Source organism: Pseudomonas sp. GW822-FHT07A10, assembly GCF_058798795.1.
Window position 1 is genome coordinate 100,091 of sequence record NZ_JBXAKV010000005.1, and the last position, 14,022, is coordinate 114,112.

The following is a 14,022-nucleotide window of genomic DNA, read 5'->3' on the forward strand; positions in this document are numbered from 1 at the left end:
CGGGCCAGGCAACGGCTACCGGTCGAGCAACTTCATGACCTCTTCCGGATAGCGCAAGCCAGCGGTGGCATTGGCCGGGAATATCGCTTCCAGGGCCTGCAACTCTTCGCGGCTCAGTTTCACCTCCAGCGCGGCCACATTTTCCTCCAGGTATTTACGCTGTTTGGTGCCCGGAATCGGGATCAGGTAATCCCCTTGAGCCAAAACCCAGGCTAAGGCCAGTTGGCCGGCTGTCACGCCTTTGTCGGCGGCCAGCGTTTGTACCTGCTGCACCAGCAACAGATTTTTGGCGAAGTTTTCCCCTTGGAAACGCGGGCTGAAGCGACGGTAGTCGTCGGCGGCGAAGTCATCCGGGCTGTTCAGTGCCCCGGTCAAAAAGCCCCGGCCCAACGGGCTGTAAGGTACGAAGGCCACGCCCAGACGCTGGCATGCGGCCAGGCAACCGTTATCTTCCTGATCGCGGCTCCACAGCGAATACTCACTTTGCAGGGCGCTGATCGGATGAACCTTGTTCGCTCGCTCCAGTGTGTCGACCGAGGCCTCACTCAATCCCAGGTAACGCACCTTGCCGGCCTTCACCAGTTCGGCCATGGCGCCAACGGTTTCCTCGATGGCCACCTGCGGATCGATGCGGTGCTGGTAATACAAATCCAGGGTTTCCACGCCCAGGCGCTTCAGGGTGCCGTCGATCGCTGCGCGAATGTATTCCGGGCGACCGTTGACACCCCGTGCACCAGGGTTGGACGGGTCTCGGACAATGCCGAACTTGCTGGCCAGAAACACCTGGTCGCGCTTGCCGACAATCGCCTTGCCGATCAGATCTTCGTTGGTGTGTGGGCCGTACATGTCCGCCGTGTCGAGCAGGTTGATCCCCAACTCCAGCGCGCGATGCAGCGTTGCCGTGGCTTCGCGGGTGTCTACGCCGGTGGTGTAGAAATCGGTCATGCCCATGCAGCCCAGACCGATGGCCGACACCTGTGGTCCGTTCTTGCCCAGTTGACGTGTTTGCATGAAATGAACTCCCTGTGGATGTAGGCGCTTAGTGTCGATCTCGACAGAACGAAGATAAACCGGCTAAAAGTGCTATCACTGTTCGTAATTTCTAAATAATCATCGAGTCCTGACCATGGATCGTTTAAACGCCATGCGTGTATTCACGCGTATCGTCGAACTGGGCGGCTTCGCCAAGGCGGCGGACAGCCTGCAATTACCGCGTGCCTCCGTGACCATTCTGATCAAGCAACTTGAGGCCCACCTGGGCGTGCAACTGCTGCAACGCACCACCCGGCAAATCAGCCTGACGCTCGATGGCGCAGCCTATTACCCGCGTTGCGTGCAGTTGCTGGCGGATCTGGAGGAAACCGAAGCCGTGTTTTCCGCTGCTCGCCACAACCCCAAAGGCCTGTTGCGAGTGGATATGCCGGCGGGAGTGGGGCGTTTGATGGTGATCCCGGCATTGCCGCAATTCACTGCACGCTATCCCTTGATCGAGCTGGAAATCGGTTTGAATGACCGGACTGTGGATCTGATCCGCGAAGGTGTCGATTGCGTGTTGCGGGGCGGCTCGGCCCTGGACGAATCACTGGTGGCGCGACCGCTGGCCACACTGGATCAGGTCACGTGTGCGAGTCCCGAATACTTGCAGCGTTGCGGGACTCCGTGGTGTCTGGAGGATCTGAAGGGGCATCAGATGGTGGAGTACTTTTCCAATAGCACAGGCAAACGCTACGGACTGGAGTTTGTCGTCGATGGGCAGTTGCGGTTGATCGACCTGCCCAAGCACGTCGCGGTCAACAGCTCCGATGGCTATCTGGCGGCGTGTGAGGCGGGGTATGGCTTGGTCCAGGCTCCGTATTATCACGTTGCCCGTCAATTGAAGGAGGGGCGGTTGATCGAGGTCCTGAGGGATGTGCCGCCACCGGGTATGCCGCTGACGGCGCTCTATCCTCCTCACCGCCAGTTGTCCCGGCGGGTTAGGGTGTTTGTCGACTGGCTGGTGGAACTTTGCGCTCAGTCGGGTAATGGTTTTTACAGAGAAGACTCACGCGGCTGAGCGGGCACCGATGGGGACGTCGGCGCAGCGGTGGCCTATCGTGGCGTTGGCGTTGTGTTGTAGATCGTCATGCAACTGTTGCATGTGCGGGCAGTTCAGGTTGAGGGGGCGAGACTGGACACCCCGATGAAACAGGGCGAACCAGCCATTGCCACCCGGCGTGGGCATCAGGCCGGTGAAGGCGAAGCCCAGCGCCGAAAAGCTTCGCAAGTCTCTTGTGAAGTGCCGGGACAGTTCGAGTCTGGCGCAGATCGTCCACTGCCTGGGCAGCTGCCAGAGTTGTTGGAGCAAGTGTCTGTTCAAGCGCGGAATGACAATATCGAACCGATGCTGGTGTTGCTTTATTTGCAAAGGCATCTCTGACCTCGACGCTATAGCCTGCCGGGTTCCGAACACCGAGCACAGGTGCTTCATGAGCGCCCGGTAGCGTTCGGGCCAGGGAATGTCGGGGAGCGGGTGCTCACATCCTTCGACCATGCGACACCCCATCACGATGGTTTCCGGGAGTGGTTCAGCGAATGGCGAAGGGACATAGTCGGGAAGCAATCCAGTGCTGTGAAAACCGATTTTTTCTGCCATGCGTTGAGTGTAGGGATGGTGGGTCACTTGCTTGATCGAAACGCTCGTGAGCCCCAGAGAACCTGACTGCCTCAATAACTCTCGGCCCAGGCGGGTTGCGATACTTTGTCCCTGTGCGGCGGGATGCACCACGCTTAGGGCCAGTTCCGCGGTATTCGAAAGCGTGTCGCAACACAATGCGGCATGCCCCAGAACGCGTGCGTCGTCCACGGCCAGCATCGATTGCCAGCGCCCCGCGGCGTGGTGCTGACTGATCATGTTCGGCAGGTAGACATCCGGCTGAACGTAATGATCGCCGTAGACCTCTCGAAACAGTTGACTCACGGCACCTGCGTCAGAAGGGCGGTAGGCGCGAAATATCAACCGGGTCATCACACAGTCTCCAGCGAGGGAGTGTCATACACTCGCAAATCCAGCACCCTGAGTTGTTTGCCCGAGCGAGGGTGAAGCTTCAGATCGGTGGTTGCACAGGTCTGCACCCGCAACTCCAGCAGGCCCTCGCGGCTTAGCTCGACGATGGCGGGGTAGTGGGCAAGCAGCGCCTCACGCAGTGCGTGGCGATCCGGTTCGACGGTTTGCAAGTGAGGTTCAGGCACCCACATCACGCTCAACAGATCTTTGTGGCCGGTCTGCTCGATCAGCAATTGCCATTGCTCAGTGCGTGCTGCACGCTGAACAATCTCGTGTATTTCTTCGGTAAACAGCGACAACACACCTACTCGTATACGTTGACTATGGGCACTGCGCCCCTTGAGGGCGAATTTACGCATCGGGGTTGCGGTCGGTTCACGCCAACAAGCACGGTCTCCCACCGGGTAACGCAGCAGCGGCATGAGCTGGCGTGTAAGGTTGGTCAGTACCAACAACCCGATGCGATCGCATTCTTCAATCACTTCACCAGTGTCTTCATCGATGATTTCCAGCAGGGTTTGTGGTTCGAATACCCGATGCTCGCCCAATGCACAGTCGCGATCGCTGGCGCCAATGAGTCCGGCGTCTACGCTGGCATAGCCAATAGAGGCGATGCGTGCGTTGGGGAACACTTCTGCGAGCATTGCCAACTGCGCGGTAAACAGGCTTTCGCCGCCGTACAGCAGCGTCTCGACCCCGCACAACACAAGCCGGTGCTGCGCCAGGTAAGCTGCGAATCGCAATAACTGTGCCGGCACTCCGGCCAGAACATTGATCCGATGTCGTGCGATGGCATCCGCCAGTACGTCGAGCTCGACGCTGCCGGTAAACGGAAACTCACAGATAGGTCGCCCGACATGAGCCAGGGAGTCGTGGATAAACAGAAAGCTGGCGTAGAGATCCCCTGAAAAAAACAGGTTGGCAACCCGGTCGCCGTTGTTCAGTTGAGCTGAGAGGCTGGCGCCGAACGTGCTGACCAAAGTGTGCCATTCCTCGGCGGAGTAAACTGCAAGTTTGCCCAGGCTGGTCGAACCGCCGGTTTTAAATACCAGTGCGTCATCGACATCTCCGGTCAGGACTGACCAATGACTCAAGTCGTTGCTACCGGACCAATAGTCGGCCACATTGGTTAATGGCAGATCTTTTAAAGTAAGCCTGTTCGCGGGCAAGTGCTCCAGATGTTTACGGTAGAAGTTGGAGTGTTGTCTTATATAAGGTAAAAGTTGATCAAGCGAATAAGTTGGCTTCACGGCATTCTCTTTTATGGTGAGCGTCTTGCGTCGACTTTTTTATTTTCGTTGATCGATAATTAACGGTGTTTTGCCACTGTGTTTGTTTCGGGTGAATGCTTGTTCAGCGCATGTCGTCACCTCCACAATTAAAAGTTCAGCACGCACCGCATTCGCCAAGGCTTCGTGGGTCAGCAGTTTTTCGTGTACCCACGCGGCGTCTGCATCCGCGCGAACGTGCATTCGTTCGATCCCGTCGGCGTTGTGGTCCAGGACCACTTGAATGGGGGATCCCACACTGAGTTCCAGCGCCGCAGGCGCAATGAATTCCGTGCCAATGCGCACCAGCTTGCCGTGCCGCTGCAGCAGTTCGAATCGTGGCGTCTCCAGTCCGCAAGCGCAGGCTCCGGGTATCCAGCGGCCGGTGTCGCCGATGTCATATCGGCGCACGTGCTGACCTTGCCGGGCGCGGGACGTAAACAGCAGCCGGCCGATCTCATTGGCCTGTACCGGCACATCCTGTTCGAGCTGAACGATTTCCAGATGCTGGGTTTCGCTCATCAAATGGAATACACCGTCCGCCGTTGCCCGGCAGGCATGCCCCAGGGGGCCGGCATCGACGGAGCCATACATGGCGGAGCGAATCGTCGACACCCCACAACTTTCCATCAGGCGCCGACTGGCTTCTCCCGGATGTTCGCCGCCAAGGAATACTTTGCCGATACCGGCATAAGCGCGAAGTCGGGCCTGCTCTTTGAGAAACAGCCGATGCAGCGTACTGGGCATGCCGATCAGCACGGTGACGCGCTGCTCCACGATCAGTCGGGCGATTTCGCTGAAGTCATCGTCCTGGGGAGCCCCCATGGGCAAATGCACAACACCCATCTGTTGAAGAATGTTGGAAAAGCTGAAAAAACCACCATAAAGGTTGCCGCCGTAGAACAAGTTCATCACCCGGTCCAGTGACGGATCGAGGCCGACGCAGAACATGCCATCGGCTGCGGCGCGCATTTGTCGTTGAAAGTCTTGATAGCTGAATCCAGCCAACGCCGGCGTCCCGCTGCTTCCGCCGGAACGGAAGTACAGCTGTGCTGCGGACCCGATCGGCTGGGCCATGAAAGTGCATTTGTCCATGATCGGGTCATTAGATGTGTCAGGGGCAGGCGGAACCGGGTCGAGCGTCGCACGGCCCGTCGACACATGCGGGGGCAAACTCACCGAGAGGCGGCGACTCAGACGCGACAGCGCGTAGACGCCATCGTGGGGCTCACCGGCGTAGCCGTCATGGATCGACTCACAAGGCGCAATGCGGCTGACGCCGGCGTTGACCAATGTTCGAACAGTCTCAGGCGTTTTTGCCGGGGGGCACATCAACGCGCAACTTTGCAGGACGTTGCGCCAGGGCTGCAGTGTCTCGGCGAGCAGATGTTGCGGAACCGGTTTGAGCATAATCGTACGAAACAGTGGTGACGGCGCGAGCGTTTGATGGTGCTCCCAGATGACACGCCATCCGAGGCCGGTCCACACCTGGCCGGTCTGATTGGCAAAGCACTGGCCGAGCCGCGCCATGGCGGTTCGGGTAGTGATTTCCGATGCTTCCTGATCTGTCGGGCTTAACGCCGGCCAGTGTGGGGCGCGACGGATGAAGGCTTCGGCCAGTCGATCTCCAAGGTTCTGCAAGACGGCTGGATCGTTGCTGTCCACCAGCACCCACTGAGGGCTGGAGCACGCCTGCTGATCCAGTCGACAGACTTCATCCACCAACGCATCGAGCGCCGAAGGGGTCGCCGCGTCAGGTGACAGATAGGCAAAGCTGATTTTGTGTCCCCAATCGATCCAGCGACAGCCGGACGGGATCTGCTGACGGATAGATTTAAGCGCCGCTTCCCCGCCCCAGGCGGACACTCCATCGGCCTTGGCGCAGAGTTGAGCGATGTACGAGGTGTTCACCGGCAGAACCGCTACGAATTCGGCCAGTCTGCCGCTGGTGTCGCACTGCACAAGGGCGGCGAGCAACTGTGCGGTCAAACCCTGATCGCTGGAGCTGGGGCGAAGCCAGTTGATGTTGCCGGCCAGCAGGCTTTCGAGGATCGCGCAGAACGCCAGCATCGGCGCATTGCCCGGGGTGATATGCACCACCAGCCCCAACGGGTGCCAGCTTTCGAAGCACGGTTGTCGGTAGTCGATGCGTCGCAGCGAACGCGGTAGCTGGCCCAGTTCCCGCTCAAGCTTGGTGCTCAGGTTGCTGTGTTGGCAGAAATCGATCAGCCCTTGATATTGATCGTCGTCGAGGGACAGATCCAGGCTACGAGTTTGCAACTGCGCCGCAAAGCGAGCGGCAGACTCGATGACGGTCTCGCTATCGATCGGTGCGCAAAGCAATCGAGGCAATGATTCTTGAAGGAGTTGCAGGGCGCTTTGCGGGGTGACGTCATCACGCAACTGGCCATTGATCAGGTACATATCAAGCCCCCCCGATCAGTTCTGAAGCGGCCATGGCACAGCTGCGACTGGCGGTGGTGCCGGCACGTCCATGCAGTTCGAACCAATCGGTCGCCAAGCCGCATCCGCAACTTGTGCCGGGGTGCAATGTCGCCAGATCGCCCATGACCACAGCATGAGCAGGGCTGGACGAGATGTACGGGGAGACGAATCCCAGCAAGCCGCGCTGGCCGTAGGGCTGGACAGTGAAATCGGATGGGTTGCGCACGAAAACCCTCGAGTAAATCGGTACATGAAAATGATGGTGGGCACACTGGATATAGGGCACGGCATGCTCTACGGCGCCGTAGCCGTCCCGACAGCGGGACAGGTCGATACCCAATTGCCGGTTGATGCGGGCATACAACTTATGCAGGGGAATCTCCTGCGCGGCCTGGGTTTTCCAGCCACCGCCCAGAAACACCAGTGACTGGGCAGGCAACTGCAAATCGGCGACGCTGGTGTCCTCCATGCATTGAAGCGCATGCGAAAGGAATGCCGGAAAACCGATAATGCGAACGGGCAATCCTTCCTCGGCAAACTCCTGCAAGGCACGAATCACACCGAAAAGGGTCGAATTCGTGGCCTTTTCCGGTCAGGCGCAAGCCGTAAACGACTCGATTGACGGGGGCATAGCTGCAAAGAAACTGATCGGTGTAGGCCGTGCCCAATGTGGTGGCAGCCTCGGGTTCATAGCTCAGAAGCAGGTAATTGCAGGGGGTGTGCGGAGTATCCCAGCCGTAATGCCGGAAGATGTGGTTCACCATGCCTTGTGCCGCGGTCATGCTGCGATGGTCGTAGCGCATGCGACTCTTCTGGCCGCTGGTGCCGGATGATGTCAGCTCCAACGCGTCTTCGCCTGTGGGGCCGAACAACAAATGACGTTTGAAGTAATTGGCGAAAATCGGCGGCAGCCTGGACCAGTCATCCAGTGTCTCCAGGGTGTTGGCAGCAAGCCCATTGGCGTTCAGCCAGCGTTCATATCCGGGCGTGTGATGACAATGAAACAGGCTGATTTCACCCATTGCCTGATCGAACAGACCTTTTGGCATGGATTCCAGGCAATAGGGTTGTGCTAACGCGCAAAGCGCATCGGTGTGGGGTAGATGGATCATCAAGAGACCTGTGGGGTGGTGTCAGACGGCAAGCGTGATATGAGAGCGGCGCAGAAACAGTCGTAAGGGCACCAGGCACAAGAGTCCCGTGAGACCGGCCATCAGGGCGAAAGCTTCAAGGCTGTCACCGGCACCCAGAGCGGCAATGATCGAGCCGCCACCACCCATGACGGCGATGGAGATCATGCCGATCATGGCCGAGACCAGGCCTTTGCTGTCGTCGCTGGAGAACAGGGCGAGCCGGTACAGCGCGGCATTGCTCATGCCAAGACCGATGGCGTAAAGCGATAGGCAACTGACCAACAGCACCGTTGAAGCACCGGTGAACGTTATGGTGATCAATGCAATGAGCCCGCCGCAAAATGGCCAGAGCGCATATCGAATCAGTTGGGGCAGTTCAGTGTTGGCAAGCAATCGGTTGAGTATCAGATTGCCGAGAATGACGGACGCAAATACCGGGATTTGCCACAGGCCGTACTGCAGAGGAGAAAGTCCTTGGCCCTGGATCAGCAAGATTGGCGCCAAGCCGATCCAGGCAATCAACGGCAGGCTCATGAGTCCGAGGGCGACGGTAGCGCTCAGGAATTGCGTGTTGCTGAGCAACGCGGCGTATCGGCGCACGGTGCCGTTCCATTCAAAGGGCACTGCGGCCAATTGTTGACCGTCCTGGCGCACAGTACCCACGGTTTCCGGCATGAACAGGTAAAGCCCGAACCAGACCGTCGCGCCACCGGCGCCCAACACTAAAAACAGCTCCCGCCAGGAAAGCCATTCCAGCGCCAGGCTGCCGAGCAGGGGGCCGAGAAGCGGGGAGAGCAGCGCAACGTTCCCCAGCAACGCCATGATTTTTACCGCGTCGGCTTCGCAGAAGACCTCTTGCAGGGCTGGATAACTGACTGCAATGACAAATCCCAATCCGATGCCCTGAATCAGGCGCAAGCCGTTGAAGGCAAGAATGCTCTGCACGTAGAACGCCGCGGCACAGGCCAGAGCAAACGCCGCACAACCGATGAGCAACAGCCTGCGACGACCGAAGTGATCGGACAATGGACCGATCAGCCACTGCAGCAGAATGCCGCCAATCAAGTAAAGGTTGAAGGCATATGGGACGTGACTCGGACTGGCATCCAGTTGATGGGTTACGGTCAACATGGCCGGCATGATCATATCGCTGGCCATATAAGTCAGCAGCTCGAAAAGAGTGATCGCAAGGCAAAAACCAAATAATCGAGGCGGACTTATATCTATCAAAGGTTTGCGCATGGTGTTCCTGTCGGTGCTGGAAGTTGGATAAAGCAGCGGAGCAAGAATAACCATGGCTCATGAATGATTACATGTGCTTATTTGAGGCTAAGAGTTTCAATGTTTTTCGTTATATGTCTGGTTGGGAGGTCAAGAGAAAGAAGAGTAAATTTGTAAATAAAATTACAGCGAAATAATAACGGTTCTACCCAAAAATGCCTGCTATAGAGCAGGCATTTTTACGCGAGGTGTAGGAAAGTTCTTCGTCTTGTGAGTGAACAGTAAATTGCTCTCTGGTCAAGAAAGCAAATTAACGTTATCGACGCTGATAGTAGCCGTGTCCGTCACGGTCGTAATGGTGGCCGCCATGCCAGCCGTTATTAGGAAAAATGATGCAGCCACTCAGGGTCAGGAGGGCGAGCAGTGGAATCAGCCGTGTGATTCGACGGAGCATTTTAAAAATCCTCATGGTTATCGCCGCAATGAAGTCAAAACTCTTCATCGGCTGTAACATGAGACCCCGTTTGCAGCCCCGCATTCGCACAGAACTGTAGGGGTTTGGTATGCAGTCGGATACAAACCGGATACATTTTTTTGGTTCAGGAACCCGTAATGACCCAGTCGCAACGTTTGAAATACTCGATTCTGATTTCCCTGGTGGTACTGGGGATCATGTTCGGCCTTTCCTGGCTGCAGAACGCAGGGTTCATCAGTGAGAAGCTGTTCCAGTACATCGCCATTGGCGTGGCGGTGGTCGTGGTGGTGATCAATGGCGTGATGCGTCGCAAGGTCAAGCCTTGAGCGACGCCTGCTGGCCTGATTGCACACCATGAAGGACGGCGACAGCCTGTGGATGCAGGCTGTAGCTTTTGTCTGGATTGAGCGTGATCACGCCTTCACTGCACAGGCGTTTCAACACTTCGCGGACACTGAGAAAGGACAGGGGAATGTCCAGGTCCAGCAAATGACTGTGCACACCGCGCACACCCAGGCTGCGGTCGCCTTCGGCGGCGCTTAGCAAGGCGTCGATGACTTTCAGGCGAATCAGGCTGGTCCGCAGGCCAAAGCACTTGAGCAAAAACCTGATCCGTTCGTTGCCCTGGCGTTCGGTCTGTTGATTGCAAGCACCGGAGCTCATGGCGCTGCCCTTTGATGCATGGCTACCATCCGTTGGCAGTTGCGGGTTGTACATGCAAAAACTCCTTTCCAGAGCCTGATCATGAAAATGTGATGGGTGCTCTTGATCAATAAGACGAACGAGCCGGGAAATAATGAAGACCTGCATGTAGAAAATTTGTCGCCGCGACGTCAGCGCTCTGTGAGAAGGGCATTGGGGATGCCCTCAAAGACCTAATTTTTTTGGTGTTTGCTTCGTTTTTCTGGAAGGCGCATTGCGTGTCATACGTCTTTTCGATCAGGAGCGAGCGTGATTATTTCCAGGCAGTTAACCAGGTTGAGCCTGGCGGGTGTGTTTCTGGGGCTGAGCCTTGCGGCAAACGCGCGCAGCCAGCCAGAGCAGGCGACGGCCGACATCCGTCGTACCAGTTTCGGCGTACCGCATATCCGCGCCGAAAACGAGCGTGGGCTCGGCTATGGCATTGGCTATGCCTACGCTCAAGACAACTTGTGCTTGCTGGCCAATGAGATCGTCACCGTCAATGGCGAGCGTTCGCGGTATTTTGGCCCGGAGCAGGTGACGCTCGAGGAGCGCGGTAACCTGGCCAGCGATCTGTTTTTCAGCTGGCTGAACACCCCTGAGGCTGTCGCCGGTTTCTGGCAGGCGCAAACTCCGGAAGTCCGTGAGCTCATTGAAGGTTATGTGGCGGGTTACAACCGTTCGCTGACAGAGCGTCGAGCGCAAGGTTTACCGCAGCAATGCCAGGGCGAATGGGTGCGCGCAATTACCGCCCAGGACCTGGTCAAGTTGACTCGTCGATTGTTGGTCGAAGGCGGCGTGGGGCAGTTTGCCGAAGCACTGGCCGGCGCGACTCCGCCTAACGCCGTCGCTCATGTGGCAGGCGACCCGGAGTCGTTCCAGTTGGCGGCTTCGCGCATGCAACGCTTCGCTCTGGATCGCGGCAGCAACGCCGTGGCGGTTGGCAGTGAGCGTTCGTTCAACGGTCGCGGAATGCTGCTGGCCAATCCGCACTTCCCTTGGGTGGGCGGGATGCGTTTTTATCAGATGCACCTGACCATTCCCGGCAAACTGGATGTGATGGGCGCCGCGTTGCCCGGTCTGCCGATGATTAACATCGGGTTCAATCAGCATCTGGCATGGACCCACACCGTGGATTCGTCCAAGCACTTCACCTTGTATCGCCTGCAACTCGATCCGAAGGAGCCGACCCGCTACCTGCTCGATGGCAAGTCCTTGCCGATGAAAAAGCAGACGCTGGCGGTCAGCGTGAAGCAACCCGATGGCCAGACCCGGCAGATTTCTCATGTGGTCTATAGCTCGGCGTTCGGGCCGATTGTGCAATGGCCCGGAAAACTGGACTGGAACAATCAGTTTGCCTACAGCCTGCGCGATGCCAACCTGGATAACGACCGGGTCTTGCAGCAGTGGTACGCGATGAATCGTGCCGCCAGCCTCAAGGATTTACAGGCTTCGGTGCACAAGATTCAGGGGATCCCGTGGGTCAACACCCTGGCAGTGGACGATCAGGGGCAGACGCTTTACATGAACCTGTCGGTGGTGCCGAACGTCAGTGCCGAGAAGTTGGCCAAGTGCAGCGATCCGCGAGCGGGGTTACAGATGATCCTGCTCGACGGCTCCAACGGTGCTTGTGCCTGGGACATCGACCCGCACGCTGCGCAAAAAGGCATTTATGCGGCAGACAAGTTGCCGCAACTGTTGCGCAAGGATTTTGTGCAGCATTCCAACGATTCGGCCTGGATGGCTAATCCGGCACAACCGCTCACCGGTTTCTCGCCATTGATCAGTCAGGACAGCCAGCCATTGGGGCTGCGTTCGCGCTTCGCCCTGGAGCGCCTGAGCTTTTTGAACAAGGCGGGTCCTATAGCGGCGGCGGATCTGCAACACATGGTGATGGACGATCAGGTGTATCAGGCGGCCCTGGTGATGCCGGACCTGCTGCAATTCTGTGCCGCGGACCTCGGCACCGATGCGCCGACGCTGACGCCCTTGTGTGCGAGTCTCAAGGCTTGGGATCACCGAGTGAATCTGGACAGTGGGCTGGGCTTTGTGCATTTTCAGAACGTCATGCTGGCGTTGCAGCAAACCCCTGACTTCTGGCGTGTGGCGTTCGATACGAAGGACCCGCAAACCACACCGCGTGGCCTGGCAATCGAACGGCCGGAAGTCGCCAAAGCGGTTCGGGCGGCGATGCTGGCTTCGGTAGAAAAGGTCAAGAGCCTTGGCTTGAAGGCCGATAGCCGCTGGGGCGATATCCAGGTGGCCAGCAGTGGCGGGCAGCAAACGCCGATCCACGGCGGGCCAGGCACGCTGGGTGTGTATAACGCCATTCAAAGCGTGCCGAGAACCGACGGCAAACGTGAAGTCGTCAGTGGCACCAGCTATTTGCAGGTGGTGACGTTCGATGACAAGGGGCCGCAGGCTCAGGGTTTGCTGGCATTCTCGTTGTCCAGTGACCCGGCGTCGAAGTATTCCCGGGACCAGACACAGGCCTTTTCGAAAAAACAGTTGAGTGTGTTGCCGTTCACCGAGCAGCAGATCACGGCTGATCCGCAGTACCAGGCTCAGACGATCCGCGAGCAGGATGAAAAAGCAGGGAAGATCGCCGCGCAGTAGCAGCGATAGCGTTTAAATGAAAAGGTGAAGGCCGCACCCCGCAAGGGTCGCGGCCTTCAGCTTTTTGGGGTTTGTTGAGGCATTGAGTTGAGGACCGGATTGCCGTCCTGGTTGCGGGTCAGGTAGACCGGCAGCACCTTGGGCAGCGAAGCCACCAGGTTATTGAGTTCTTTGATGTTGTAGATACCGCCGAGGCGAATCGAACCAGCGCTGTGGTCCGCGAGCATCACCGGTTTGTTCAGATAACGATTGATCAAGGGCAGGGCGTCGGTCAGCGCCAGGTTATCAAGCACCAGTTTGCCGCTGCGCCAGGCCAGCGATTGGTCGTTGGCATAGGTCTGGCTGATTTGTGGCGTGAAGTCGCCGTGCCTGTAACGTGCCTGCATCGCAGGTTCCAGGCGTAGACCGTCGCCGGGCAGGGCATCGTTGCTGGTCACCAGCACGGAACCCTCGATCAGGTTCACACGTACTTGGTCTTCATACATCCAGACATTGAATTGGGTGCCGGTGACGCGAATCCTGCCGTCGCCCGCCCTGACAATGAACGGGTGCTGCAGGTCGTGGCTGACGCTGAAGAAGGCTTCGCCTTTTTTCAGCGTGACACGACGTTGATCCTTGTAATTGCTGAACGTCAGTTCACTGCCCAGGTTCAGCTCCACCTGGCTGCCGTCACCCAGCGTGACCTGACGAACATTATCGGTCGCCTCGAAATGCTGGTAGGCATTGGGCAGCCACCCCAGGTTCCATCCGGTATACGCCGCCAGTGGCAGCGCCAGGGCGCAGACAGTGGCGGCGATGCCGAAGGTGCGCCAGGGCGTTGTCGGTTTGAGCCGAACAGCCGGTGTGGCGGATTCAGGACGAGGTAAATCCCCCGCAACATCCCAGATCTCCAGCATGGCTTCGTACTCGAAGGCGTGCAGCGGATGAGCATCACGCCATTGCTCGAACGCCAGGCGTTCCTCTTCTGTGCAGTCGGTGGCGTGCAGACGCATGCACCAGTGCGCAGCGGCATCGGTGATGGCGTCGTATTGGGCTTGCGAGAGAGAGTGGTCGGTCATTGACTCATCCTGATTTCCTGCATTCTAACCTTGAGGGGAAGTCTGCGAGAACAGCCGTCATGGCATTTCCCCATCAAAGTGG

General features: G+C 58.0%; 11 protein-coding genes and 1 pseudogene. 3 read left to right on the top strand and 9 right to left on the bottom strand.

The genetic code is table 11. The annotated features are described in order from the left end of the window. Positions 1 to 15 precede the first annotated feature (15 nt). Positions 16 to 1,011, bottom strand: coding sequence for an aldo/keto reductase (locus AC1RL4_RS10670; protein ID WP_230172589.1), 996 nt, complete (start codon positions 1,009 to 1,011; stop codon positions 16 to 18). Between the two features lie 115 nt (positions 1,012 to 1,126). Between AC1RL4_RS10670 and AC1RL4_RS10675 the strand changes: the two genes are divergently transcribed. Further along, positions 1,127 to 2,053 carry a LysR family transcriptional regulator gene (locus AC1RL4_RS10675; RefSeq protein WP_204123737.1) on the top strand — a complete coding sequence of 309 codons (927 nt, stop codon included), beginning with the start codon at positions 1,127 to 1,129 and terminating at the stop codon, positions 2,051 to 2,053. Here the strand turns inward: AC1RL4_RS10675 and AC1RL4_RS10680 are convergent. The 6 genes and pseudogenes from AC1RL4_RS10680 to AC1RL4_RS10705 form a co-directional block, all read right to left on the bottom strand. Further along, a complete protein-coding gene (locus AC1RL4_RS10680; protein WP_096480129.1) occupies positions 2,042 to 3,004 on the bottom strand; it encodes a GNAT family N-acetyltransferase in 963 nt (320 codons plus the stop codon). The genes AC1RL4_RS10675 and AC1RL4_RS10680 overlap by 12 nt on opposite strands. Beyond that, a complete protein-coding gene (locus tag AC1RL4_RS10685; RefSeq protein ID WP_196808796.1) occupies positions 3,004 to 4,293 on the bottom strand; it encodes a phenylacetate--CoA ligase family protein in 1,290 nt (429 codons plus the stop codon). The genes AC1RL4_RS10680 and AC1RL4_RS10685 overlap by 1 nt, the downstream gene beginning before the upstream one ends. Before the next feature lie 39 nt (positions 4,294 to 4,332). Continuing rightward, positions 4,333 to 6,735: an aldehyde dehydrogenase family protein gene (locus AC1RL4_RS10690; RefSeq protein ID WP_028940497.1), complete on the bottom strand. Its 2,403-nt coding sequence runs from the start codon at positions 6,733 to 6,735 to the stop codon at positions 4,333 to 4,335. Between the two features lies 1 nt (position 6,736). Continuing rightward, positions 6,737 to 7,868: pseudogene (locus AC1RL4_RS10695) on the bottom strand (LuxE/PaaK family acyltransferase). Between the two features lie 21 nt (positions 7,869 to 7,889). Further along, positions 7,890 to 9,131 (bottom strand): MdfA family multidrug efflux MFS transporter, encoded by a 1,242-nt coding sequence (locus AC1RL4_RS10700; protein WP_026331694.1) that lies wholly within the window; start codon positions 9,129 to 9,131, stop codon positions 7,890 to 7,892. Between the two features lie 295 nt (positions 9,132 to 9,426). Then, complete coding sequence (locus tag AC1RL4_RS10705) at positions 9,427 to 9,564, bottom strand: hypothetical protein (protein ID WP_019579242.1); 138 nt, start codon at positions 9,562 to 9,564, stop codon at positions 9,427 to 9,429. 158 nt (positions 9,565 to 9,722) lie between these two features. Here AC1RL4_RS10705 and AC1RL4_RS10710 point away from each other — a divergent pair, with 158 nt between their 5' ends. Next, positions 9,723 to 9,911, top strand: coding sequence for a hypothetical protein (locus tag AC1RL4_RS10710; RefSeq protein WP_018926107.1), 189 nt, complete (start codon positions 9,723 to 9,725; stop codon positions 9,909 to 9,911). Here AC1RL4_RS10710 and AC1RL4_RS10715 read toward each other — a convergent pair. After that, the gene (locus AC1RL4_RS10715; protein ID WP_204123733.1) at positions 9,901 to 10,302 is read right to left on the bottom strand and encodes a fe2+ zn2+ uptake regulation protein; all 402 of its coding nucleotides are present in this window, start codon (positions 10,300 to 10,302) and stop codon (positions 9,901 to 9,903) included. The two genes, AC1RL4_RS10710 and AC1RL4_RS10715, sit on opposite strands and share 11 nt — an antisense overlap. Positions 10,303 to 10,536: 234 nt before the next feature. Between AC1RL4_RS10715 and pvdQ the strand changes: the two genes are divergently transcribed. After that, on the top strand, positions 10,537 to 12,882 hold the full coding sequence (pvdQ, locus tag AC1RL4_RS10720; RefSeq protein ID WP_230172592.1) for a bifunctional acylase PvdQ: 2,346 nt from the start codon (positions 10,537 to 10,539) through the stop codon (positions 12,880 to 12,882). A gap of 56 nt (positions 12,883 to 12,938) precedes the next feature. On the opposite strand, the gene AC1RL4_RS10725 is transcribed toward pvdQ, so the two are convergent. Then, the gene (locus AC1RL4_RS10725; RefSeq protein WP_230172594.1) at positions 12,939 to 13,940 is read right to left on the bottom strand and encodes a FecR family protein; all 1,002 of its coding nucleotides are present in this window, start codon (positions 13,938 to 13,940) and stop codon (positions 12,939 to 12,941) included. Between the last annotated feature and the right edge of the window lie 82 nt (positions 13,941 to 14,022).